Genomic DNA, 25,525 nt, shown 5'->3' with positions numbered 1-25,525 from the left:
AGTCTGCCCATGCCGGGTAAAAGCCTAGAGAACATGCACGTAGCGGTCTTGGCGGGCGGTCATTCCGCCGAGCGCGAGATTTCGCTCAATTCGGGAAAGAACGTCGTGGTGGCACTGAAGGAGGCCGGCTACACCTCGGTGGAGCTGCTCGACACGGCCGCCGAGGACTTTATGGTGACCATGGCGACCGGTGGCTTTGATGTGGCATTTATCGCGATGCACGGCGCCGGCGGTGAGGATGGCGCCATGCAGGGAGCCATGGAGACCCTGGGTATCCCCTACACGGCCTCGGGCGTGCTTGCCAGCGCTTGCGGTGCCGACAAGGAGGTCTCTAAGCTCCTGTACGCCAAGGCGGACATTCCCATTGCCCCCGGCCTTGCGCTCGAGGTGGGCGATGAAGTCGATATCGATCATATCGTCGAGGTTTGTGGCGAGCGCTGCTTTGTGAAGCCGGCCGTCAACGGTTCCAGCTATGGCATTTCCCTGGTCCATGAGCCCTCCGAGCTGCCCGCGGCAATCGCCAAGGCGTTTGAGTACGGCGACAAAGTGCTGGTCGAGAAGTGCATCGAGGGTACCGAGATCACCGTCGGCGTGTACGGCGAGGATGACGTGCGCGCTCTGCCGATTGTCGAGATTCGTAAGCCCGAGGACTGCGAGTTCTACGATCTGGACGTAAAGTACGTCGATCCCACTGACATCCATCGTATTCCGGCGCAGATCTCGCCCGAAAACTATGCGCGTGCCCAGGAACTTGCCTGTGCGGCCCACAAGGCCCTCGGCTGCCTAGGCGTTTCGCGCAGCGATTTTATCGTGAGCGAGGACGGCCCCGTCATTCTCGAGACCAACACCATCCCCGGCATGACCGATACGTCACTGTATCCTGACGAGATCCGCCACACCGACGACATGACGTTCCCGCAGGTGTGCGACAGCCTAATCCGTATGGGTCTTCGTCGAGCGGGCGTTGCATGCTAATCGAGGACGCTGTATCTCCTGGAACGCCACAGTTTGTCATCGATTCTTATGCCACGCTCGCCGAACGTGCAAAGACACAATCGTTTGGCCTCATCGAAGAGGACGTTATCGTCCTCGATACCGAGACCACGGGTCTTTCGGTGCAGGACAACGAGTTAATTGAGATTTCCGCGGCCCGTCTTTCGGGCCGCGAGATCATCGACCGCTTCGATACCTTCGTGCATCCCAAGCAGCTGATTCCCGCCGAGATTACCGAGCTCACGAGCATTACAAATGCCGATGTGGCAGATGCCCCGTCGGCCGTTGAGGCCGTCGCCGCTCTCTCCGATTTTGTCGGTGGTTGCCCGGTGATCGCACATAACGCCACGTTCGACCGCTCGTTTATCGAGTCGGTCAAAGGCGGCGTCAACGTGAGCGATATTTGGATCGATTCGCTGGCGCTGTCGCGCATCGCGCTTCCACGCCTGGCCTCGCACAAGCTGTCTTTTATGGCCGATCTGTTTGGCTGTGACTCGGTATCACACCGTGCCAATGCCGACGTCGACGCCCTGTGTGGCGTATGGCGCGTGTTGCTCGTGGCGCTCACCGACTTGCCCCAGGGCCTCATGGCGCGCCTAGCCGACATGCACTCGGATGTGCCTTGGTCCTATCGTCCCATCTTCTCGTTCTTGGCGGGACAGAACCCTGGTTCTATCTTCTCTCTCAGCGCCGCCCGCGCCGACGTTCTCAAGGCCGATCGCGCCGACGATCGGGTGGACGCCGACGAACTGCGGGTCCTCAAGATGCCGAGTCGTGAGGAGATTGAGGCAGACTATGCGCCGGGTGGCCTGGTCAATCGCATGTATCCCACCTACGAGCCGCGTGATGAGCAGATCGCGATGGCACTCGAGGTCCGTGACGCACTCGTTACGGGAACGCATCGCGTGATTGAGGCGGGCACAGGTGTCGGCAAATCGATGGCCTATCTGGTGCCTTTTGCCGAGGCAGCACGCCGTAACAACATCACGGTTGGTATTGCGACCAAATCGAACAATCTTGCCGACCAGCTCATGTACCATGAGCTGCCAAAACTTGCCGAGCAACTGGACGGCGGCCTATCGTTTTGCGCCCTTAAGGGCTATGACCACTATCCATGCTTGCGTAAGCTTGAGCGCATGAGCCGTGGCCAAGTCGAAATTACGACTAAGCGTGATCCTGCCGACACGCTCACGGCGGTCGCGGTCATTATGGCGTACGTCTGCCAATCGGCCGATGGCGACCTCGACTCGCTTGGCATTCGCTGGCGCAGCGTCAACCGTCCCGACTTTACGACGGCGTCGCGCGAGTGCGCCCGTCGCCTATGTCCGTTTTTCCCTGATAAATGTTTGGTCCACGGCGCTCGCCGTCGTGCGGCGCATGCCGACGTGGTGGTCACCAACCATTCCCTGCTGTTCCGCAACGTAGCGGCCGAGGGCAGGATTTTGCCTCCGATTCGTCATTGGGTAATCGACGAGGCCCATTCCATCGAGCGCGAGGCGCGCCGTCAGTGGGCGCGCGTGGTGTCGGCGGACGAATCACGCGTTCTGTTTGAGCGCCTGGGTGGCTCGAGCACCGGCGCACTAAGCCAGGTTTCCCGTGATTTGGCAACCTCCGAGGGCTCTACGCTCTATCTGGGCCTTACTGCCAAGGCGACGTCGATGGTTGCGCGCGCGAGCATGGCAATCGCCGACGTGTTCGATGGCGTTCGCGAGCTCGGCCGCCGTGCCCGTGGGGGTTATGACAATGCCAATCTATGGATTGGCCCCGAGCTGCGCGAATCTGACGACTGGCATGATTTCTTACCGTCGGCCTACACTGCCATCGACGCATTGGAACAAGCTGACAAGAGCGTCGACGCGCTCGTGCAGTCCGTTGCCGCCGACAAGCCCGAGGTTGTTGTCGACCTGGGTGATATCTCGCGCCGCCTGCACGAGCTGGCCGAGAACCTCAAACTCATCATTGATGGCACCGATGAACACTACGTGTATGCGCTGCAGGTCAATCGCAGGCTGCGTGCCGGCGGAGAGTCAATGACCGCAGAGCGCATCGATATTGGCGAGGCCTTGGCAACCGAGTGGCTGCCCGAGGTTCACACGGCTATCTTTGCCTCGGCGACCATGACGGTGTCCAAAAGCTTTGAACACTTTAACCACGCGGTTGGCCTCGATCGCATCGGTGCTTCAACATCCTCATCGCTGCACTTGGATTCGAGCTACGACTTCGATTCGAACATGGCTGTAGTCGTTGCGGGCGATATCCCCGATCCGCGCGATCGTGAGAGCTATCTTACGGCGCTCGAGCGCGTACTGGTCGACGCCCATCTTGCCATGGGCGGATCGGTGCTCACGTTGTTCACCAATCGGCGCGACATGGAGGACCTATACGCCCGCGTTGAGCCCAAGATGGCCCGTGCGGGTCTGGAGCTCAACTGCCAGCAGCGCAACTCATCTCCTCGTCGCCTGCGCGACCGGTTTATCAACGAACCGACCTCGTCGCTTTTTGCGCTCAAGGCCTTCTGGGAGGGGTTTGATGCCAGCGGCGAGACGCTGCGCTGCGTCATCATTCCCAAGTTGCCGTTCTCGAGCCCCACGGACCCGCTCTCGTGCGAGCGCAACCTGCGCGAAGACCGCGCATGGGCGCGCTATTCGCTGCCCGAGGCGGTGCTCGAGGTTAAGCAGGCCGCGGGGCGTTTGATTCGCTCGTCGACCGATAGCGGCGTGCTGATCTTGGCGGATCCTCGCCTGGTGACGAAGGGCTATGGCAAGAAGTTCTTAACGTCGCTGCCCACGAGCTCCTACCAGCGCATCGAATCGGCGCAGATCGGGCACTATCTACAGCTGTGGCGCGCACGCCACGAGCGGCGGCGCTAAAGCGGACAGACGAGAGTTTTTGCCATATCGCACAGACGCTTTGACAGGGTGGGGTCATCCAAGATGCGGATGGCTCCGCCCGCTGCGATTATCTGGCTCAGCAGCCAACGCTCGGAGCCGTAATGCACGGTTACCGTTGCCATGTCTGCCCCGCTGCGCTCGATGAGGGTGATGCCGGCCCAGTCCAGATGCTCCGCCATATCGAATGGCATCAAGAGCTTTGCGCTACGCTGCGTCTGGGCAAGGGAATCGTGGAGGGATGCGACGTCCGGTGCGTGAGGCACGACGGAGTCTTCCGTCAAGGCGAGTCCCTCGATTTTATCCATGCGATAGGTGCGCTGCTCATCGACCGCGATGTCCCAGGCAATCAGATATGTTTGGTCGCCGTTTGCTGTAATGCGCAAGGGGTCGACCAGACGCTCGCGTGGCCGCGCATCGTCCATCGAGCGATACGAGATACGACAGCGAACGCCGTCCTGAATGGCGCAGCTCAGCTGCTGCCAGTGCGACCCGTGGTTGACGGTGTCAAAGACGTGCTGGTTATAGCCGAGCTCTTCGGGTAGAAGAGCATGTCGAATTCGAGCCGCCGCCTGGGGCTCGATCCCCAACGATTCAAGTTCGTGGTTGAGCACAGCGCCCTCGGCGGCACTCAGGCGCAGCGGTAGTACACGCCCGGCGTCACCGGTGAGGACCACGCGCTCGCCGTGGCATTCGCAGATGATACGCGCACCCGATTCTCGGTCCGCGAGCGTCGAGACGATCTCGAGAATCTCGTCGAGCGACGCCCCCGTGATGTCAAAGCGACTGCAAATCTCGGTTCGTGTCATGCCGCTCTCGCCGGCGGCGTAGAGGGCCTCCATGATGTCGATGGCGCGCGAGAGCCTCTGCTCGCTGGTGAGTTTACGCACGGGCATGCTCGTGCACCGTCCTTTCAATGAGGTGGTTCCACGCCTGCTTGAGCGATTTGGGGGCCATGGGCCTCATGCCGTCCATGGCGTGGGCCATGCAAAATGAGGCGGCGGCTTCAAGATCGCGCACGTCAACGGTCCAAGTCCATCCCGAATCGGTGTGTGCGAGCTCACCTCGCCCGCGCGTGAGGCCGTTGATCATATCGATCTGCGTCTGCGGGGCGAACGAGAACGTAGCCGCAACGGGCGGGCGGTCGGCAAAATCGAATTCAAAGAACAGGTAGTCGTTGAGATTGAAGTCTGCAGGGATGGCGTAGGCCTTCGAAGGACGCCAAGCGCGAACGATACGGTCGCAGCGGAATGTCCTGATGTCGTCGGTGGCATTGTCGAGGCCGCAGAAGTACGCAACGCCCTCGCGCTCGAACATGCCGTAGACGCAGACGGTACGCTCTTTCTGCTCACCGCGTCCGTTCTGATATAAAAATCGCAGTGCGCATCGCTCGGCAAAGGCGCTCCATACCGCATCGACGGTGGGAGAGCGGCGGATCGGTGCTTCGTCCGCCGTCGTCCTGCCGGTGAGGTAGGCAATCTTGGAACGAATATCGGCAAGCGGCGCGGCAAAAGTGGATGAGCCGGCCGCTATTGTCTGGTCGATAGCGTTGAGCAGGATATCGGCGTCGTCTGCGGTGATGAGGCCGCCTGCCGCAAACGTGTGCTCGCGGTCGATTGTCCATGAGCTTTCCTCGGTCTCCTGCGCGCCGGCGGGGCGAACCTCCTTGATTAAGATGCCGCGTTCGAGCAGTTTGTCACGATCGCGCCGAAACTTGCGCTTATCCGAGTCGATATTGCCCGAGCCATATCCCAGGTCAGAATCCAAGACGATCTGCTCGGTCGTCAGCGGTTCGGGGGAGCTGTTGAGCACAAAGAAAAGATTGAGGATGCGCTGAGCCGTTTTATCGAAACTGGGCTCCGAATTCCCCTTTTTAATTGTCGCGGTCGCGTCGCTTGCCGTCATAGAGTCCTCGCATGAGAAGGTGGTTTGCTGCCATGATTTTAGTCCGATATGGAGATTAGGCTATATCCTTGTCCGCTCGGGGCGTTAAGATGGCCCGAATTCGGTCGTTTGCGCTCGCTCGGGGTATACTTTCGACTATATACGGTTCTAATGTGCATGCATTGGGCCTATTTGTCGGATTATGGATGTGGAGCGCACATGGCGAACACCCAGAACTATATTAACCACCTGCTGCAGAACACCGGCATTACGCCGGCATGCAGCGAAGAAGAGCGCTTGGCTGCCGAGGATATCGCTCAGATCTTCCGCAACCACGGCTTTGATCCCGAGGTTCAGGAGTTCAATGCCCCGGCGCCCAGCAGGTTGGCATTTGCCGTTACCGGTATTCTTGCGTTTGCCGGCGCCCTGCTGATGGGCATCGGCGGCGGCATCGGCTTGGTCGGCACCTTGCTGGCCATTGTCGGTGCCGTTCTTTACGTGCTCGAGCGCACGGGCCATCCCGTGGTTTCGCGCCTGGGCAAGACGGGCGTGAGCCAAAATGTCATCGCCTACCACAAGGCCTCGGGCCCGCTCGCGTCTCCGCGCAACCGCCCGGTGGTCGTTGTCGCACACTACGACTCTCCCCGTGCTGAGCTGCTCGCCCGCGAGCCCTATGCTTCGTATCGTGCGCTCATCGCCAAGCTGTTGCCCGTTGCCACGGTTGCCCCTGCTGCCGTTGCCATCTTGCGTATCCTGCCGCTCCCCGGCGCGCTCAAGGTTCTGCTGTGGATTGTCGCGATCCTCGCTTCCCTCGTTGCGCTCGCCAACGCGGCAAACATCATTTCTAACCGTTTTGTGCTTCCCTATACGTCCGGCGCAGTGTGCAACAAGTCTTCTGTCGCCGCTATGCTCGGCGTTATGGACAACGTTGCTCCCTTCCAGGGCGAAAACGAGTTTCCCGACGATGTTCCGTTCGATACCTATTTTGGGGAGCAGAAGCGTCGTGCCGAGGAGATGGCGCGCGCAGCAGCGGAGTATGCCGCGGCCCAACAGCAAAACGACTACGGCAACACCATCGAGTATGAAGAGCCTACCTACGCCGAGGACGAGTTCGGTCAGCCGATTGCTCCCGACGCTCAGACCGAGCCCGAACAGGGCGAGGCTTTCGACGAGCAGATCGAGGGCTTTGAGGGTGCGTCTGCCGACGAGACGCTGATTGGCGCCATCGTGCCCGAGGATCAGAATCAGGCTGTCCAGGCCGAAGAGTTCAATGACGAGGTTTCCGCTGCCGAGCCGGCGGAGGAGCCTGTCGCGGCCGAGCCCGAGCCCAAGCTCTATCGCAATGCCGCCGGCAACATCCGCTTTGGTTCGGATGCCATCCGTGCGCTCGGGATGCTTCCCGAGTCCTGCACGCTCGATTACGAGGAGGGCGAGGAGCCGACGTTTGAGCCCGAGCCTGCCCCCGTCGTGACTGCACCTGCGCACGCCGTCACCGTGGATGATGAGTCTGCCGCGGTTACCGCTGCCGTTGCCGAGCCCGAGGCGGTGTCCGCGATCGATCCCGCGGCAGGACTGGACATTTTGGCCCCCGCCGCGCCGGCGCAAGACGTTGCGGACGAGCCTGACGACGATTACGTTGAACAGCCGAGGCGCGTGTCTTACGAGAGCGATACTGATTTTTCGGCCGAGATTCCCGCGGCAACGCCCCATGCCGATATTGCATCCGCGTTCTCTTCGATTGGCGCCAGTGCTTCCAACTTCTTTAAGGGCGCGCTTGCAAAGGGCAAGAAATTTGTCGACGATTTCGAGGAGAAGCGCGCTGCCGCACGCGAGGCTGCCGAGCAGGAGGCTATCGCTCAGCAGCAGGCAGCCGAGGCGGCACGTGAGCTCGCGGCGCAAGAGCTCGAGCAGAACGAGGCTATGCAGTCCGTGCCCGTCGACGCTGCCGAAGCTACAACGTCCTTTGAGTCCCAGCAACCGGCGTCCACGGATGTTGTTGAGGCGACGACGTCTTTCGAGGCTCAGCAGCACGTCGATAGCACCATGTCGTTTGATGCCGCGCAGTTCGATTCCACGATAACGTTTGAAAAGCAAGGCACCGCGATTGCCGAGCCCCTTCCTGTTTCCGATGAGCAGGGCGACGCGGCAGACGATGACGAGCCCATTGATGCTGCCGAAATTCAGGATGCCGCCGAGGACGAGTCCGTCGAGGCCAACTGTGACGAAGAGCAATACGCGGCAGCCGATCAAGGTGATTCGGCCGAGGTCGAGCAGGAGGAGGTGCCTGCGGTTTCCGAGACTCCCGAGACGGATGAGTCGAGGCCTTACTCCACGCAGATTTTCACCATGCCGACCCCGAGTGGTTCCGGTGCCACGGTTGCCAATGTCGCTCCCACCCAGGACGAAACGGTCGATTCCCTTATGGCCCAGATTTCCTCCCAAGCATCGCCGCGTCCGCAGATGAATGTTCCCGATCCGGCGTCGGCACCGTCGCCTGCACCCTCCTCGTCTCCGCTGGCTTCGGTCCCCGATCCGTCGCTGCCGTCGATGAAGCAGACAAACGTTGCGTCTCGCACGTCGCTGTTCGACCTTCCCGATCCCTCCGCACAGGTCAACGACCCCTTTGCTACCGCCCAGGGTCCCGAACCCACATCGGCACCCGTTGCGCCTCCTATGCCCGTTGCGTCGGGCGCACAGCCGATCGAGACCATTTCGGCTCCCGCCCCTGCGGCACCCAAGTCTCGCAAGCGCGGCCTGGGCGGCCTGTTCGGTCGTAAAAAGAAAAACGAACAGGACAGCATGAGTGACTGGCTGGGCGTCGAAGACGATTACGATGCCAAGAAGTCCGGTCGCGGCATCGGTTCGTGGGATAATTTCGAGGACGATAACGATGGCTGGAAGGGCGGCGCTACGTCTTCCGACGGCGCTTCTTCCGAAGATATGCTCTCGGCTGTCGCCTCTATGGGCGACGATGAGCTGCTCGGTCACGATATCTGGTTTGTGGCAACGGGCGCCTCGGATTGTGATGGCGCCGGTATGAAGGCCTTCTTGGCTTCGCATCGCGATAAGCTCCGCGGCGTCTTCTTCATCAATCTTGAATCCGTCGGCGCCGGTAGGCTTTCGGTGGTGACGGTTGAGGGCGAACAGCAGCTGCTCAAGGGCGATCGCCGCATCATGAACCTGGTCAGCAAGGTGTGCAAGTCGTTCCATGTCGATTGTGGCGCGCTCGAGATGCCCTATGCCAAGACCGATGCCTACGCCGCGCTCGAGGCGAGCCGCCGAGCCCTCACCATCGCCGGCGTGGACGGCACGCGTCTGGCTTGCGCTCGTACCGAGGACGACCTGCCCCACAATGTCAACCCGACGAACATTGCCACGGTATCCGAGGTCGTGACCGAGGTTATCCGCCGTTCGTAGACGGAGCTCTAAGGAGTCAACGTGTTTTCGTATATTAAGCGCCATTGGCCTGTCTACGTGATTTTGACCTTGATTGCCATTGCGTTGGGGTTTGGAGCCGCCTATATCGTGGGCGCGAAGGGCTCGACCCCCGCCTCCGCAATCAGCGAAGAGGTGGAGCAAGAACAGAGCACGGGTGCCGATGGGATTCCTGAGTCCGAGCAGGCAATCGTTGATGGTGGATCTTCGTCTGCAGAGTAGATACGGCGATTTAAATGATTGAAAGCGGGCGAGCCGGGGGACTGGCTCCCCCGCTTTTTTATCGCGCTAGCGCTTCTTTGGGATTGACCTAAGGCGAGCGAACCATAGGGCTGCGGCACCCGAGGTCAGGAGCGCGGTGATGCAAGCGGCGATGGGGGCTGATCCTGTTGCCGGTAGGTCCTGCGGTAGGGTACAGCGTTGAATGACACTGTCCTCGTCATGTGACTCAAGTTTATCGCCGCCGCCGTTGCGGCAAAGATCGACGCGTGCGCTGTTGGTGAGTGCAGTTTGGGGTGTATAAGCCGACGTTGCCTGCATGTGCACGACTGCGCCCCGAGCATCTGTGCCAAGGATTGCTCTGGCATCGTCAAGGTCGTCGTGCTCATCTTTGAGATCATCGCGGGTCCAAGAATCCGTATCGCTTCGAGTCGTAAAGTCGGCGGCTACCGCACCGTATTCAATGCGAATGCCCGTTACGACGGTATTGGATGCAAGGTCGAGTTCTTTCGCCTCGAGTGTGGCGGATTCCGTGGTCGAGACATCCGCCTTCCAGAGGTGCCAGCCGTCGTAATCGACGAGGCGGCAATCTTCACCCAGACTCTCTTTTACTTCGTCGGACTCAAGCCAAGGATTTTCGTGCCCATCGTCAAGCGTCGCGTTTGCCGGCTCATCGACGTCTGTCGAGTCCAACGGCGTCGTGCGATACCACACGTTGCACAGACCGTTGAGGTCGCCGATGGCGACGGGGGTTTCGATTGAGACGAATCTCGCCGTATCGTCCTCGGCGCACTCAAGATCATCGGTAATCGTAAACTCATCAACCCAAGTAGCGGAATCGTTTCGAGCATCGATGGTATAGGAGAAAAGTCCGTCCGTATTGGTTTGCATCGCGGCGCGGTTTTTTCCATCGCCGTTAGCCAACAGACCCTTCCCGATAGGTTGGACAAGTTCCTGACGCTTGTCGACCTGTCCTTTGATCTCGATGGGCGCATCCTTCATCGCGACGGATTGGACTTCTCCCGTATCCTTTATTTCAAACGTTATCTCCTCGGCAAGGTCATAGGTCCGCGGAGACATCGTTTCGCGCAACGAGTAGGTGCCGGGTGCAAGATGTTCGATGCGGTGCGGCTTGTCGGATGAGGTCCAGGAGTCTATTTCGGTTTTATCGGGACCATATAAGGTGAGCTGTGCGCCTTTCACTTCCTGCTCTCCGCTTGCATCGACCTTGGAGATATCAACCTTGGTGTAATCGTCGGATACGTTAAGCCGTGCTTCCACAACGGGTGTTTTCTGGTCGGCATAGGTAAGGTCGACGATATGGTGCGTCCGGTCGAGTAAGAAGCCGGTCGGCGCTTGAGTCTCGACAACCTCGTAGCGTGCGGTGCCAGATCCCAGCGGGAGGTCGTCCGCGCGTGCTTCTCCAGTTTCATCCGTCGTGACGGTAGCGACAGTCTCACCGTCGAGCGCGGCAATGCTACCGTCGGGGCGCACGATATCACCTGAGGCACGGATCTCAAAGATGGCGCCCGCGAGGCTGCTGCCGTCTACGGCATCGGTTTTAACGATCCTGATGTTTCCGGTCGCGGCGCGGTCATAATACGAGACGATTGCAACGGGCGTTAGGTTTATATCGGCGGGTATGTTTACCTCGATCTCTCCGCCGACAAGATAGGGCTCTTTGGCCGAGGTTTCGCGTACATAATAGGTGCCCGGCACGAGCGATTCGGGCAGTGTGACGGTGCCGGTCGCGTCAGTCGTAAAGGTGTCCATTACGTTATGTGCTGGATACCAGCATGTTTGTGAGACAGGTTTGTGATTGCTGTCGAGGAGTTGGAAGGTGAATCCGGCTAGGGGAACAGAAGCGCCTGTTTGGGCATCGCGTTTTACAATCTGGAGATGCGTCGACAGAGCGTGGTTGTCCACGATATATTGAAGCTCGGCGCCGTCGGAAATCTGATTGGCCTCGACGGTCCATTCCCCCGCACGTTTAAAACCCTCGGGGACGGTTTCCGGAACCTCACGAACCGTGTAGCCGGCGCGGTCGTATGGGACGGCTCCGTGGACACCGGCTGGTCGCTTGCCTGTGCCGAACCATGCTTCGGGCTGGTCTTTGGTGGAGGCAAAGCCATAGATGTTTGTAGTCAGTGTGCCAACAACCTGCTGAGAGCTGTTACTGACAACCTCAAAGACAACATCTCCTGCCGGCTGCTCCAGGCCGGATTGATCGCTATTGCCGTAGTCCTTGAATTTGGAAATCTCAAGGTCAAACGCAATGGGGATATCGGAAACGCGAGATTCGATCTCGACCACGCCTGAATCGCCGAGTTGGTCGGCTCCAACGGTGTAAGACCAACTGTCACCGGAGGGCAAATAGCCCTCGGGCGCCTTCGATTCATAGATGGTAAAGGTTCCCAGGGGGACATCGGTGAGGGTAGCTCGACCGCTTTCATCGGTCCTGAGAGTTTGTGTCCATCCAGGGGTTGATTGCGATACGCACACGAATTCTGCTCCTGCGAGCGAAGCCCCAACTTGGGGGCCTGCATTCGTTGCGGCGTCGAGCTTTACAATGCGCAAGGTAATGGTGCCGGGTTGTTCATCAATGGTGACGTATCCGCCGTTATTCGTCGTGGTAAAGGCAATGCGATCGTGCAGGGGGATATAACCAGCTGGCGCTGTTGTCTCAACTAGGTAGTATGCCGTGTTGGGCAGGAGTGTTGCCTGCGCTCGACCGTTGCTGTCCATCTGGACGGTGCCGACATGCGCGCCGCTGGCGCTCTCAAAAACATCGAATGTTGCCCCGTCAAACTGATAAGTATTGTTTCCGCTGGTAATGGCAGCGTTTGCAGACTGCTTTTGGAAGGAAACAGAGACCGCCGGCAGTACATAGAGCATGTCTTGACGTTTGCTGCCGCCCGATACGGTTCCTATATAGCGCCGCGCGCGGTGCGGAGCGGCTTTGATGCTTCCTGATTTTGCGCTGTCGTGGAGCCACCGCGCAGCCGCCACGACTTCATTGTCGGCGGTAAAGTGCCCGCTCTTGGTTTTGCCCTGAGCGGTCGTGTAGGAGTAGGTGCCGTCGACATGGGTAGTGCCGTTGAGCATCCATACGGCAAGCTGGGTGGCGGCGCGGGCGCGATCGGGTGAAAGATGGTAACCGCCAAACGACGTGGCGGTAGGATATCCGTGACAAACGATTGCCGCGAACTCGTCGTCGAGCCACACCCAGCCTTGATCAAAGTTGAGCCATGGGCCGCCCGGCTTGGTGGGGCCGGGGCGCTCCTGGTTCATGCAGTAGGCAATCGAGGCGTCTTGAGCTTCATACTTGCCGATGAAGAAGGGCCCACAATCATCGCTAATAGTGCGGAAGCCGAGCTGGTCGTAGCCATCGACGGCAAATGCGGCTCCCGGTGCCAGACAGCCGAAAAGCAGGAAGAGGAGCAGGAGCAGCGGACCTGTTGCGATTGCGCTGTGGACAGAGTGCGTGGGTGCGTTGGACATGGCAGCTCCTTATCCCTCGTGCGCCGCACGGGGAGGTTGCGACGCGTAGGATGAGGCTACCCCCGAGGTTCATGCGGGTAAGTACCGGAGCCTGACCAAAAGCTTGCCCAATTCCTGACAAATTGAGCTCAAATACAACAATCAAGCAAAAGCGCAGGTAGAAGATAAGGTGAACAGGAAGTCAAAGGTCCTCGTCTCCACAATTGACGCGATTTTCAAACGAATCTCCACAGCTAAAACAAGCATCGCCACCCTTGTATCGAACAAGACAACCGCGTTATACTATCCCCCACATATGCGGGCATCGCCAAGTGGTAAGGCATCAGCTTCCCAAGCTGACACTCGCGGGTTCGAGTCCCGTTGCCCGCTCCAGCAAAAAGCACAAGCACGGCAGCGTTACGTTGCCGTGCTTTTTACTACCAAGCGCCGGGGCTCGAACCCGCCAGGGTGCGAGCGTTAAGCAAACGCGAAGCGTTTGTAGCGAGCAGGCGAAGGCGCCGACAGGCGTCTGAAGCCGGTGCGGATTTGCGAAGCAAATACGCGGACGTCCCGTTGCCCGCTCCATGGAGCACAGAAGACCTCGGGACGGCCAATTCAACAAAGTCTTCCCCATCGTCTCCGTGAATCCGAGGAGATCGACCGCAGCCGGTGCGGATTTGCAAAGCAAATACGCGGACGTCCTCATGGCCGCTCTTGCGGCAAAATGTTAGGTTAATGCCTGCAGCCCATACTCGCACCCGCGCACGGTACAATGGTTGGGTTACGACCAACGTGCCAATAACCAAAAAGGAGCCGCTATGATCGATCGCTATACCCGCCCGGAGATGGGACACATCTTCTCCCTCGAGAACAAGTATGCCATTTGGCAGGAGATCGAGGTTCTGGCCTGCGAGGCCCAGGCGGAGCTCGGCAAGATCGGCATTTCTAAAGACGAAGCCCAGTGGATCCGCGACCATGCCAACTTTGAGAAGGCGAAGGTCGATGAGATCGAGGAGGTCACGCGCCACGATGTCATCGCCTTCCTGACCAACATGAAGGAATATATCGACGCCGATGTTCCCGAGGGCGAGCCCAAGCCTAGTCGCTGGGTTCACTACGGTATGACCAGCTCCGACCTGGGTGATACTGCTCTGTGCTATCAGCTTACTCAGGCGTGTGACCTGATTATCGAGGACGTCAAGAAGCTCGGCGTGATCTGCAAGCGCCGCGCCTTCGAGGAGCGCAATACGCTCTGCGCCGGACGCACCCATGGCATCCATGCTGAGCCGATGACCTTCGGCATGAAGTTTGGCTCTTGGGCATGGGAACTCAAGCGCGACCTTGATCGTCTTGAGGATGCTCGCAAGAACGTTGCCTTCGGTGCCATCTCCGGTGCCGTCGGCACCTACAGCTCCATCGAGCCGTTCGTCGAGGAGTACGTCTGTGAGCACCTGGGTCTGGTTCACGACCCGCTGTCCACGCAGGTCATCAGCCGCGATCACCACGCCTATCTTGCCGGCGTGCTTGCCACTACAGCGGCCACCTGCGAGCGCATCGCGACCGAGGTCCGCAACCTGCAGAAGACCGATACACTCGAGGCCGAGGAGCCCTTCCGCAAGGGCCAAAAGGGCAGCTCCGCCATGCCGCACAAGCGCAACCCCATCACCATGGAGAAGGTCTGCGGTCTGTCGCGCGTCGTGAAGTCCAACGCCCAGGTCGCCTTCGACAACGTCGCCCTGTGGCACGAGCGCGACATTTCGCACTCTTCCGCCGAGCGTGTCGCCCAGGCCGATAGCTTCATCGCGCTTGACCATATGTTCCAGTGCCTCATTCGCGTTATCGACGGCCTGCAGCTGTATCCGGCCCGCATGATGGCCAATCTCAACAAGACGCGCGGCCTCATCTTCTCCTCCAAGGTCCTGCTTGCCCTCGTCGATACGGGTATCACCCGCGAGGATGCGTACGCCATTGTGCAGGAGAACGCCATGGCCACCTGGCACGAGGTGCAGGATTGTGTCTCTGGCCCCACCTTTAAGGAGCGTCTCGAGGCCGATCCGCGCTGCACCGTCAGCCAGGAGAAGCTCGACGAGATTTTTGATCCGTGGGACTTCCTCACCCGCATCGATACGGTCTTCGATCGCCTGGAGCAGCTGAGCTTCGAGTAGGGTTAACCTAATTCGACCGCTTGCGGATGCATTTCAACCTTTGGCGCCTTGCCCGTCTTGGGCGAGGCGCTTTTTTTACTGTCGCATATGCGCCCGGGTAATAAAATGAACTCCGACTGCTGTTTCGATGAAAGGGGGCACGTGCCCAGACGCATCAAGCGGGCCACCATCGTCTCGTTTACGCTCATACTCCTTGTTGCCGTCTTTGCGGGCGCCCTGACGTATACCGTTCGAAGCAGTTCTTCCTCCTCGAATGAAGCCGATAGAGATCTCCCGGTGCTCAAAATCGGCGTTACGGATAACGACCCCTATGTGTATGTCGATACCACGGGCGATTACGCCGGTATCGATATCGACATCGCCCGCGAGGCCTGCAAGCGTGCGGGGCTCAAGCCACAGTTTGTCGATATTGACTGGAACGATCGCGACCGGCTGCTCAAAAACGGTGATATCGATTGCCTGTGGTGTGACTATTCTCCCTGTTATCGCGAGGATAAGTATTACTGGACCGAGCCGTATCTAACCGTGACGGTCTCGGTTGCCGCCAAGAAAACGAGTGGCATCAAGTCCTTGGCACATCTCGATGGAAGTAAGACCATTGCGGTGATTGCGGGTTCGGTGAGTGAACGCCGATTGCTTGCGGGGGATCTGGGGGTCTCGTCGGACGTTCAAATCAAATCATATGGCTCTGCCGAACTCTGCAAAGCCGCTCTAGTCAAAGGGTACGTTGACTGCTGGATGGCGGATGTCCAGTCGCTTGACCGACTCGTTGCTCAGTATCCCGGCGTTTACCGTGTGTTTGCCGACAATGTTATGACGGTTGACCTGGGCGTCGCGTTTGATGACAGCTATGAAGGATCGGTCGTAAAGGATCTCAATACCGCGCTGTTCGACATGGATCGAGATGGCACGATTGACCGTATTGTGGGCAATTACAAGACAGGAGCGACGACGGGCGGGCAAGGAGGAAATTCATGACAACTGATGAGCACCGCTTGAGTCGAAAGACTCTGAACGTCATAGCTGCCAGCGTTATTGTCAGCGCCGTCTTGTTAGGCCTGTTGTATACGGTTGGAACCCATCGCTGCCTCGAAAAAACGCTTGGGTTTGGCCAAGAAACCATGGTGTTTTTGGAGAACGCTTGCGAAAAATATGACCGCTACGAACAGGGGAGAAAAACCGAGGCGACGCACGATTTGCTCGCCGCGGTCGAATCGTTTGTGACGTTCCTGTCCTCTGATCGCGTTGAGGTTAACGACGATCTTATCGAGCAATTTGTCCATGCCGAGAACCTTTCGGGGCTGATGGTCATGGACTCCGATGGCCATATGGCTGCCCACTACGACATCGATGGTCGCGACCCGCTCATGTTGTGGCGAGATGAGTTGGCCTGTTCGCCGGTCGCATCGATGTATCAAGGTTCCAAAGTGACCTACTCAACTGTCGATGAGCGCCGTGGTGTCGTTTTTGCCGTCTGTGCTGTTCCGTATGGCGACGGCGTTGCCCTGGCATACCGCTCACTTGTTTCCGATACGGCGGACGACTATTCATATGCCATAGCCGACGTGCTTTCGAACAGTACCTTCCACCAGGGTCCCACGGTGCTTGTTATGGAGGATGCGGAGATTGTCTCATCCAACAGTGCCGATGCTGACGTGTCGCTCGCCCGACTCCTCACCAGCGTAGGAGTTGAGTGGAAAGACGACGGCCTGACGCGCATCGAATATCGAGGAGACGAATGGTATGCCGTGCGTGCGGCATATAAGGACTACCGCCTGTTTGCGCTATATCCCAAATCTGAGGTCATGTCTGACAGGATTTCATTTGTCGCCGTCGGCGTCTTGGTGTGTCTTGCGTTTTGGGTCGTGGTGCTGTTGGCTCGAAATATCGTTGACCACCGCAATTTGGTCGAAAAGGATAAACAGCTCGGCATTATCAATGCCATAAGCGCCATCTACGATTCGACCTTCCTTTTGCATCTCGACACCCTCGAGATCGAGGGGATCAATATGTCGCCGGCGATAGCGAAGATATTTGCCGAGCACAGCGAGGCATATGACTTTATGGACACGGTCTGCCGGGATATCGTGAGCCCCGAAAGCCGCGAAGCGGTTGTGGGACTCGTAGATATAAGTTCGCTTCGTGAACGTATGGAGGGCGTACCGTACTTGGCTGCCGAGGTGCGAGATTGTCGAGGCGCTTGGTACTCGCTACAGGTTGTCCCCCAGCATCGCGATGAGCAAGGCCGGCTGGAGTCGGTCGTCGTGGCGACGCACAACATATCGATGGTCAAGCATGCCGAGGAGCTGTCATATCAAGACAAACTGACGGGGCTTCGCAACCGCAACTATCTTGAATCGCGCGGAGATAGCCTGGTAAACGAGGACTTGCCCGTGAGCGTGATTATGTTGGACTGCAATTATCTCAAGCGGACCAACGACATCTATGGTCACGAGATGGGGGATGAACTGCTGCGACGGACGGCGTCCGTGCTGCGGCGGGTGGCTGGTGCGGATTATCTGCCGATGCGCCTTGGCGGCGACGAGTTTTTGCTGGTTTGCCCCCATACTGACAACGAGTCTGCGCTCGGGCTGGAACAGGATCTTCGTCTCGGTCTTGCCGCGGTAAGCGATGAGGCCCTGACGGTCAGCGCATCGATTGGCGTGGCGACCGTCGAGACGGCCGGAAATACGCTGGCCGATGTATATCGTGTCGCCGACCACAATATGTATCGGGAGAAGCGCACGGTCCACGCACAGGGTGCGGACTGCTAATCTTGCCCCCGCGAGTCCATGCATCGTAGGATGTTGAATCGGTGCTTGCGATAATAAGTCGGCCCAGGCGGGGATAATAGACGTCTGAAATTTCTTTCTGAGAGGGGATCTCAATGATTAGTTTTGACTACAAGCCGCAGGGTGTATGCTCTCGCAATATTCACCTCAATCTCTCTGACGATGGCAGCAAGGTGCTGGGCGTTGAGTTTACCGGCGGCTGTGACGGCAATCTCAAGGCAATCTCCAAGTTAGTCGAGGGTGCTCCTGCCGATCGCGTAATCGAGGTTCTCGCCGGTAATACCTGCGGTATGAAAAAGACCTCTTGCGCCGATCAGCTTACGCGCGCTATCGAGGCCGCTCGCGCCGAGATCGCCTAATGGGTATCGCCGACCACATCAAGAATGGAATATCGCGCCGTGGCTTTGTGCTCGGCGGTGCCGCCGCGGGCGCTGCCACGGTGCTTGCCGGTTGCTCGAAAAAAACGGGCACCAGCGACGATGCCGCCGGCGAGCCGCAGGTTATCAAGGACGATTCGAAGATTGTCTCGATCACTGATGAGTACGAAGCTGTTGATATCGATCTTGAGCCGGCGGCGTCGTGGACGCTGCCGCTGGGCACGCTGCTGTACTACTGCGATGGCGACTACGCCGCCGCGATGATGGCGCCTGCTTCTGCCCTGCATGCCAATACGCTTGGTGTGCTCAACCTGGGCGATGGCTCGCTTACCACATTAATCGAGGATCCTATCGAGGGCACGGGATATGCTTTTTACGATGTCCGTGCCGGCGATGGCGTGTTTGCGTGGGTTGAGATGAACTTTGCCAATTCATCGTGGAAGCTCTACGCTCAAAATCTGTCGGGCGCTTCGCTCTCTGGCGACGCGGTTGAGCTCGATCGGGGTGGCAAGGACTATGATCCGCCACTGTTTACGGCGTTCGGATCATCAGTCATCTGGTATAAAATGCCTTCGGCAGGCGGCAATAAAACGAGTAGTGATTCGTTTTGCTATCGTCGCTCGCTTGATGAATCCAAGGCCGAGACAATTTGGAAATCGACGGGCCGCTTTGCATCGGCCCCGCGTGCGAGCGACGGCATTTTGACCATCTCGCCGCGTGTCCGCAACGACGAGGGTGTCTACTACGGCATAACGGCAATCGATCTGACCGACGGCAACAACACCAAACGTGCCCAGCTAGTCCTTCCCTCGTCAGTCTCGCCTTTCGAGGCCGTATATATGGGCGATACCTTCGTGTTTTCTATCGAGGCGACCTATAGTGGCGTGGGCAGCTTGGGCAATATGGGCACGTATATCGGTAATGAGGGAGGGCCGTACCTCTTCCTGTCACGCGAGCCGCTCGCATGTGCGGCTGGCAAAAAGAATAAATACCTTGTTAAGGTGCAGGCGTCGCATTTCCTGATCGACACCTCTGCCAAGACCTATGGCTCGCTGCTGTCGCCCGACCGCGCTTTGGAGTATGGCGATTATCCAGCTACGGCGGGAAAATCGGACTCATTCCTTACGTACGCCACGGTGCGCAACAGCCAGGGTATACCAGAGACGGTCACTGCACGCCTATTCTCTCTTTAAGCTTAGAGGGGTTAAAAAGGCGCCAACAGGGGAATAAACGCGTTGTAATTGTGAGTACCGCCCGCCGAGCTGCCGCGTCATAGTGGCATCCGGCGGGTTCAGGTGCGTTAAAATGGGCTTGTTCTTAGCTAATTGAGACAGGGGGGCCGTGTTATGGCTTCAGATGCAAAAAAGATTCTGCTGGTCGAGGATGAGAAGGCAATCCGTGACGCCGTCGCTGCCTATCTCGAGCGCGAAGGCTACTGGGTTGTGGGCGTCGGCGACGGTCAGTCCGCGATCGAGGAGTTCGAGAAGCATCAGTTTGACCTGGTCGTGCTCGACCTTATGCTCCCCAAGATCCCCGGCGAGCGCGTTTGCCGCACCATTCGCGATACCTCGGATGTCCCTATCATCATGCTGACTGCCAAGGGCGAGATCGAGGACCGTATTATCGGTCTTGAGCTCGGCGCCGACGACTATCTGATTAAGCCGTTCTCGCCGCGCGAGCTTGTCGCCCGCGTACGCGCCCTGTTCCGTCGTGCCCACCAGGCCGACGAGCCCGCCGTCGAGGTACTCGACTTCGGCGATCTGGTCATCGATATCTCGGGCCACAAGATCTTGGTCGAAGGCAAGGAAGTCGATCTGACGGCTTCCGAGTTCAAGCTGCTCACCACGCTTGCTCGTCATCCCGGCCGTGTCTACAACCGTATGGAGCTGGTCGAGAAGGTGCTTGGGTACGACTTTGAGGGCTATGAGCGCACCATCGATAGCCACGTGAAGAACCTTCGCGCCAAGCTGGGCGATGATCCCAAGAAGCCCAAGTGGCTCTACACCGTCCACGGTGTCGGCTATCGCTTCGAGGCTCCGGCCAAGACCGATAAGTCGGACGAGAAATAGGGAAATCACATATGACACCTGCGCGCTTTGAAATCGGACAAAAGCACAAGCAGGAGAGCGAGGCGGGTTCCAAGGCTAGTTGGAACACGCCTCGTTCCGATTCACGGCCAACGATGAGCTATCCCTCGCGCATGGCACTTGCTTTTGCTCTGACATCGCTCATGACGGTATTGGTGCTGGTGGGCGTGGTCTCTGTTGTGTGGGGCACGGTCTTTTCGGATTACACGCGCTCCAATATCGTCGAAATCGCAAATTCCGCTGCCGAAAAGCTTGCGACGTCGTATGAGGAAAACGGCAATTGGACTGCGGGCGAGCTACGTACGGTCGCGACATCGAGTTTGGTATCCGACGATTTGGGTATGCAGGTCGTCAACAAGAAAGGCGTTGTCGTTTATGACGACTCATGGCCTTCGGCAAGCGCGACCGCCGATGTGCGCGAGAGCGAATCAGCGTCGAGCAGCTCGAGCGGTAAAAAAGCATCGCATAGTCCGGTCTCGTCGGCTCCCACCGACTCCGATAGCGTTGCAAACGTCGAAATCATAACGTCTTCCGGCGAGCATGTCGGACAAGTAAAGCTGTGGGCCATCGGCTCCGATGCCTTGCTCACCAAGGCAGATTCTGCGTTTAGGGAGAAGACCTTTAACGCCATGGCCCTTGCTGCGGTTGTTGCAGTTTGCATTTCGGTCGTTATCGGATCACTCGTGTCGCGCATGCTCACCAAGCCGATTCACCGTATTACCAGCACGGCCAAGCAAATTCGCGATGGCGATCTGTCTGCTCGTACGGGCTTGCGCGGCGATGACGAGATCGATCAACTGGGCGAGACATTCGATGAGATGGCCACTTCGCTCGAGAAGGATATGAAACACGAGAAACGTTTGACCTCGGACGTGGCTCACGAACTTCGTACTCCGCTTATGGCCATGCTCGCAACGGTCGAGGCCATGCAGGATGGCGTATATCCTACCGACGATGAGCACTTGGAGACTGTTGCTTCCGAGACGCGTCGCCTGGCTCGTCTGGTGCAGCAGATGCTCGACCTGTCGCGCATGGAAAACAGCACGGCTCCGCTCAACCTTGAGCCGGTGGACATGGTTCCTTTCGTGCGTTCCATCGTCAATGCCCAGGAGCGCCTGTTTGTCGACCGCGATCTGCGCTTGCGCTTTGCTGACGAGACCCAAGGTCACGACGATGTCGTCGAAGCCGATCCCGACATGATCACACAATGCGTCATCAATCTCATGAGCAACGCCATGCGCTACACCCCCGAGGGCGGTTGGGTCGTGGTGTCGGTGCTCAGTGACCGCAAACACGTCAGCATCGCCGTTTCTGATACCGGCATCGGTATTGCCAAGGATGACTTGTCGCGCATCTTCGGCCGTTTTTGGCGCGCCGATGCCAGCCGTGCCCGTGAGGCGGGCGGTCTGGGCGTGGGCCTCGCCGTGACTAAACAGATCGTCGAGCGCCATCACGGCTACATATCCGTGGAGTCGGAGCTTGGAAAGGGTACGACTTTTACGATTCATCTGCCTCGCGAGCACACGGCGGACGCGGCATCTACTACAATGGAGCACTAGCTTTTCGCTATTCGGTGAAGGAGGGGTTTCGTCCCTGCCGCTCCGAGTTTGCGAAAACGTGCGGGAAAGAACCCGCATTACTGTCGTATTTTGGTAAGGAGTGACTCACGTGACAACGATGGAGCGTCGTCCGGATTCCCGTGGCAAGGTTCGTGATATCTACGATGCCGGTGAAAACCTGCTGATGGTCGCCACCGACCGCATTTCTGCGTTCGACTTCATTCTTCCCGACGAGATTCCGTTTAAGGGAGAGGTGCTCAACCGCATCTCGGCATTCTGGTTCGATAAGTTTGCCGACATCGTTCCCAACCACCTCGTTTCCATCGACCCGGCGGATTTCCCTGAGGAGTTTGCTGAGTATCGTGACTACCTCGCCGGCCGCGCCATGCTGGTTAAGAAGGCCCAGACGATTCCTATCGAGTGCATCGTCCGCGGCTATCTGACCGGTTCGGGCAAGAAGACCTACGACGAGAACGGCACCGTCTGCGGCATCCAGCTGCCTGAGGGCCTGACCGAGGCTTCCAAGCTTCCCGAGCCGCTGTTTACGCCGTCCACGAAGGCCGAGATCGGTGACCACGACGAGAACATCTCGTTCGAGCGTTGCTGCGAGATCGTGGGCGAGGACATCGCCACGCAGATTCGCGACCTTTCCCTCAAGATCTACAAGGCTGCCGCCGAGTATGCAGCGACCCGTGGCATCATCATTGCCGACACCAAGTTCGAGTTTGGTGTCATCGATGGCAAGGTCACGCTGATCGACGAGTGCCTCACGCCCGACTCCAGCCGTTTCTGGCCTGCCGCCAGCTACGAGGAGGGCAAGATTCAGCCCAGCTACGACAAGCAATTCGTCCGCAATTGGCTCAAAGCCAACTGGGATATGACGGGGGAGACCCCGCACCTGCCCGCCGAGGTCATCGATGGCACGTCCGAGCGCTATCGCGAGGCCTTCCAGATCATCACGGGCTCCCAGTTCACAAGCATGAAGGAGAACGCATAAGTGAGTACCCGTAGCGCCACGAACAAGCGCACGCAATCCCACGAGGTTACCGGGGTTGCGCGCAAGTCCGCCGCATCCGCCAAGCCCGCCCGTCAGGCAGCGAGCTCTGTCCGCGTCGTGCCGGCTTCGTCTAAGGCACGCCGCAAAGAGCTCGAGAAGGGCGAGAACCTCGAGGGCCTCTCTAAAGAGGAGAAGCGCGCCCGCAAGGCTAAGCAGCGCGCCAAGGAGGATCGCATCTACACGGTGTCGAATATCCTTCTCAAGCAGGATGAGGACTACACCAAGCGCCGCCGTATCTGGTGGGCCGTGCTTACTATCGGCATGGTACTCGTCGTGGCAATTTGGGCTTCGCTCTACTTCGCTCCCGCTGGCATGGTGTCCAGCCCTGTCCAGATGGTCGGCATCGTTTTGTCCTACGTCGTCATTTTGGGTGACTTTATTTACGACTTCGTTCGTATTCGTCCCCTGCGCAACATGTACCGCACGCAGGCCGAGGGCATGTCCGAGAACAAGCTCAACGCTCTTATCGAGCGCGCAGCTGCCGAGGAGGACAAAAAGGACTCCAAGAAGAAGTAGCGTTTGCATTCACACTTATCGCTAAGATATAAGGCGTGTCGTTTTTGCGGCGCGCCTTATTATTGTCCTATAGATAGATGGAGTGGCACATGATTCGAGCTGCCCTGACGGTCGAAGAAGCTCTGGAGGGCATGAAGGCCCTGGAGCCCAAGATTAAAAACTATGCGCGCCTGGTTGTCCGCAAAGGCGTAAACGTCAAGCCCGGCCAGGAGGTTGTCGTTCAGTCTCCGGTCGAGTGCGCGCCTTTTGCCCGCGTGGTGGTCGCGGAGGCTTATGCCGCCGGCGCTGGCCACGTGACGGTCATTTGGGCCGATGATGCCGTGACGAGGCTCACGTACGAGCATGTCGATAAAAGCTATTTTGAGCAGACGCCCGAGTGGAAGCGCCTGCAGTTGGATTCCCTGGCCCAGGATGGCGCCTGCTTTATCTTTATTGAGGGTGCGGATCCTGCAGCCCTCAAGGGCATCGATCCAGCCAAGCCGGCCGCGGCATCCAAGGCGAGGAATACGCAGTGCAAAGTTTTCCGCCGTGGACTGGATTACAACATCAATCCGTGGTGCATCGCCGGCGCTCCGGTCGTGGCTTGGGCGCACGAGGTGTTCCCGGGAGACGCCGATGAGGTTGCAATCTATAAGCTATGGAATGCGATTCTGCACACCGCTCGTGCCGATGGCCAGGACCCGGAGAGCGACTGGGAGCTTCATGACGCGGCGTTCGAAAAGAACCTGCGTTTCCTGAACGACAATCGTTTTGACCGCCTGCATTACACCGCGGAAAATGGAACCGATCTGACGATTGGCATGACGAAGGGTCACGAGTGGGCCGGCGGCAAGGGCAAGACGCCCGATGGACACCCCTTCTTCCCCAACATTCCCACCGAGGAAGTCTTCACCTCGCCTGATCGTATGCGCGCCGACGGTATCGTGTACTCGGCCATGCCGCTCATTCACCACGGTAACAAGGTCGACGATTTTTGGATTAAGTTCGAGGCCGGCCGCGTAGCGGACTACGATGCCCGCGTGGGCAAGGCAACGCTCGCAAGCATCATCGATACTGACGAGGGCGCTGCTCACCTGGGAGAGGTCGCGCTCATCTCCAAGAACACGCCGATCCGCGAAAGTGGCGTACTGTTCTACGATACGCTCTATGACGAGAACGCTAGCTGCCATCTCGCGCTAGGTGTCGGTTTCCCCGAATGCATCGAGGGTGGGTATGACATGTCCAAGGAAGAGCTCCTGGAGCATGGCGTTAACGTATCGAGCACGCATGTCGACTTTATGATCGGCACGGACGACATCGATATTACGGGCATTACGCCTGATGGACGTGAAGTTGTGATTTTCCAGAACGGCCAATGGAGTTGGGAATAGTCCCAGACCGTGGTACAATGCCACCCGCGGGCCGTTAGCTCAGCTGGCAGAGCAGGGGACTTTTAATCCCAAGGTCCAGGGTTCGAACCCCTGACGGCCCACCATAGAATGGAAAAGCGACTGGCGGATGCCGGCCGCTTTTTTGTTGCCGCGACGCGGGTTCGAACCCGAAAGGGCGCGGAGCTGAGTAAACGCGTGAGCGTTTGCCAGCGCAGCGCGCAAGGCGCGAAGCGCCGCAGCGGCCGCCTGCGGAGCAGGCTGAACCCCTGACGGCCCACCCAAAGTAAGGAATACGAAATGAAAACAAATAGATACGGAATTAGCGGCAGCACATTAAAGATAATAGCAGCCATTTCGATGGTTCTCGATCATGTAAGCAGGATCGTCCTGACCAATGGAATCATGACTCACGCATCGTACAGTCAGATATCAGACGAACAGTGGGCGATTCTAAGCGAGGCTTCGGATGTGCTTCATGTTCTTGGCAGAATTGCATTTCCCTTATTTTGCTTTTTGATAGTTGAGGGATTTTTGCATACTCATGACTTAAAGAAGTACCTGCGAAATATGCTTGTCTTCGCAATCATTGCGGAGCCCATATACGATTTCGTCCAAACCGGGCAACTATTTGACCTTCGGCAACAAAATGTTAGGCTCTGTTAGACCAAGGTTGACATAAAAACGATGTCACCGCGAGGCGGTA

General features: G+C 58.3%; 18 protein-coding genes and 2 tRNA genes. 17 read left to right on the top strand and 3 right to left on the bottom strand.

Annotated elements, in window-relative coordinates; all coding sequences use genetic code 11:
- Nucleotides 1-9 precede the first annotated feature (9 nt).
- Together DWW51_RS08630 and DWW51_RS08625 are read left to right on the top strand one after the other, a co-directional pair.
- Nucleotides 10-975 carry a D-alanine--D-alanine ligase gene (locus DWW51_RS08630; RefSeq protein ID WP_117774218.1) on the top strand — a complete coding sequence of 322 codons (966 nt, stop codon included), beginning with the start codon at nucleotides 10-12 and terminating at the stop codon, nucleotides 973-975.
- Nucleotides 969-3,863: a helicase C-terminal domain-containing protein gene (locus DWW51_RS08625; RefSeq protein WP_117774217.1), complete on the top strand. Its 2,895-nt coding sequence runs from the start codon at nucleotides 969-971 to the stop codon at nucleotides 3,861-3,863. The genes DWW51_RS08630 and DWW51_RS08625 overlap by 7 nt, the downstream gene beginning before the upstream one ends.
- Here DWW51_RS08625 and DWW51_RS08620 read toward each other — a convergent pair.
- Complete coding sequence (locus DWW51_RS08620) at nucleotides 3,860-4,777, bottom strand: YafY family protein (protein ID WP_117774216.1); 918 nt, start codon at nucleotides 4,775-4,777, stop codon at nucleotides 3,860-3,862. The two genes, DWW51_RS08625 and DWW51_RS08620, sit on opposite strands and share 4 nt — an antisense overlap.
- Nucleotides 4,764-5,786: a YafY family protein gene (locus DWW51_RS08615; RefSeq protein ID WP_117647825.1), complete on the bottom strand. Its 1,023-nt coding sequence runs from the start codon at nucleotides 5,784-5,786 to the stop codon at nucleotides 4,764-4,766. Before DWW51_RS08615 ends, DWW51_RS08620 begins: the two co-directional genes overlap by 14 nt.
- A gap of 198 nt (nucleotides 5,787-5,984) precedes the next feature.
- Here DWW51_RS08615 and DWW51_RS08610 point away from each other — a divergent pair, with 198 nt between their 5' ends.
- Nucleotides 5,985-9,182: a hypothetical protein gene (locus tag DWW51_RS08610; protein ID WP_117774215.1), complete on the top strand. Its 3,198-nt coding sequence runs from the start codon at nucleotides 5,985-5,987 to the stop codon at nucleotides 9,180-9,182.
- A 21-nt stretch (nucleotides 9,183-9,203) separates the two neighbouring features.
- Nucleotides 9,204-9,422, top strand: coding sequence for a hypothetical protein (locus DWW51_RS08605; protein ID WP_022094153.1), 219 nt, complete (start codon nucleotides 9,204-9,206; stop codon nucleotides 9,420-9,422).
- Nucleotides 9,423-9,488: 66 nt separating this feature from the next.
- Here the strand turns inward: DWW51_RS08605 and DWW51_RS08600 are convergent, their stop codons facing one another.
- Nucleotides 9,489-12,920 (bottom strand): SpaA isopeptide-forming pilin-related protein, encoded by a 3,432-nt coding sequence (locus tag DWW51_RS08600; RefSeq protein WP_117774214.1) that lies wholly within the window; start codon nucleotides 12,918-12,920, stop codon nucleotides 9,489-9,491.
- Between the two features lie 297 nt (nucleotides 12,921-13,217).
- Here DWW51_RS08600 and DWW51_RS08595 point away from each other — a divergent pair.
- The 13 genes from DWW51_RS08595 (at nucleotide 13,218) to DWW51_RS08535 (ending at nucleotide 25,485) form a co-directional block, all read left to right on the top strand.
- Nucleotides 13,218-13,292, top strand: a tRNA-Gly gene (locus tag DWW51_RS08595).
- 425 nt (nucleotides 13,293-13,717) lie between these two features.
- A complete protein-coding gene (gene purB / locus DWW51_RS08590; protein ID WP_117640633.1) occupies nucleotides 13,718-15,064 on the top strand; it encodes an adenylosuccinate lyase in 1,347 nt (448 codons plus the stop codon).
- 141 nt (nucleotides 15,065-15,205) lie between these two features.
- On the top strand, nucleotides 15,206-16,042 hold the full coding sequence (locus DWW51_RS08585) for an ABC transporter substrate-binding protein (protein WP_158549080.1): 837 nt from the start codon (nucleotides 15,206-15,208) through the stop codon (nucleotides 16,040-16,042).
- The gene (locus DWW51_RS08580; RefSeq protein ID WP_117647833.1) at nucleotides 16,039-17,838 is read left to right on the top strand and encodes a GGDEF domain-containing protein; all 1,800 of its coding nucleotides are present in this window, start codon (nucleotides 16,039-16,041) and stop codon (nucleotides 17,836-17,838) included. The genes DWW51_RS08585 and DWW51_RS08580 overlap by 4 nt, the downstream gene beginning before the upstream one ends.
- Before the next feature lie 113 nt (nucleotides 17,839-17,951).
- Entirely contained in the window at nucleotides 17,952-18,215 is a 264-nt protein-coding gene (locus DWW51_RS08575) for a TIGR03905 family TSCPD domain-containing protein (RefSeq protein WP_089572560.1), read from the top strand.
- The gene (locus DWW51_RS08570; RefSeq protein WP_117774213.1) at nucleotides 18,215-19,426 is read left to right on the top strand and encodes a twin-arginine translocation signal domain-containing protein; all 1,212 of its coding nucleotides are present in this window, start codon (nucleotides 18,215-18,217) and stop codon (nucleotides 19,424-19,426) included. Before DWW51_RS08575 ends, DWW51_RS08570 begins: the two co-directional genes overlap by 1 nt.
- 153 nt (nucleotides 19,427-19,579) lie before the next feature.
- Complete coding sequence (locus DWW51_RS08565) at nucleotides 19,580-20,302, top strand: response regulator transcription factor (RefSeq protein WP_006236208.1); 723 nt, start codon at nucleotides 19,580-19,582, stop codon at nucleotides 20,300-20,302.
- Between the two features lie 11 nt (nucleotides 20,303-20,313).
- On the top strand, nucleotides 20,314-21,879 hold the full coding sequence (locus DWW51_RS08560) for a cell wall metabolism sensor histidine kinase WalK (protein WP_117774212.1): 1,566 nt from the start codon (nucleotides 20,314-20,316) through the stop codon (nucleotides 21,877-21,879).
- A 118-nt stretch (nucleotides 21,880-21,997) separates the two neighbouring features.
- Nucleotides 21,998-22,876 carry a phosphoribosylaminoimidazolesuccinocarboxamide synthase gene (locus DWW51_RS08555; RefSeq protein WP_035136481.1) on the top strand — a complete coding sequence of 293 codons (879 nt, stop codon included), beginning with the start codon at nucleotides 21,998-22,000 and terminating at the stop codon, nucleotides 22,874-22,876.
- On the top strand, nucleotides 22,877-23,452 hold the full coding sequence (locus tag DWW51_RS08550; protein WP_117774211.1) for a hypothetical protein: 576 nt from the start codon (nucleotides 22,877-22,879) through the stop codon (nucleotides 23,450-23,452).
- An 89-nt stretch (nucleotides 23,453-23,541) separates the two neighbouring features.
- Complete coding sequence (locus tag DWW51_RS08545; protein WP_117655806.1) at nucleotides 23,542-24,822, top strand: aminopeptidase; 1,281 nt, start codon at nucleotides 23,542-23,544, stop codon at nucleotides 24,820-24,822.
- Between the two features lie 28 nt (nucleotides 24,823-24,850).
- A tRNA-Lys gene (locus DWW51_RS08540) sits at nucleotides 24,851-24,926 on the top strand.
- 193 nt (nucleotides 24,927-25,119) lie between these two features.
- The gene (locus DWW51_RS08535; protein ID WP_117774210.1) at nucleotides 25,120-25,485 is read left to right on the top strand and encodes a TraX family protein; all 366 of its coding nucleotides are present in this window, start codon (nucleotides 25,120-25,122) and stop codon (nucleotides 25,483-25,485) included.
- Nucleotides 25,486-25,525: the final 40 nt, after the last annotated feature.

Origin of the sequence: Collinsella sp. AF15-51, assembly GCF_003462845.1 — a bacterium.
Lineage (GTDB): Bacteria > Actinomycetota > Coriobacteriia > Coriobacteriales > Coriobacteriaceae > Collinsella.
The sequence above is the reverse complement of the archived record's forward strand: the minus strand, read 5'-3'. Positions and strand labels throughout refer to the sequence as shown.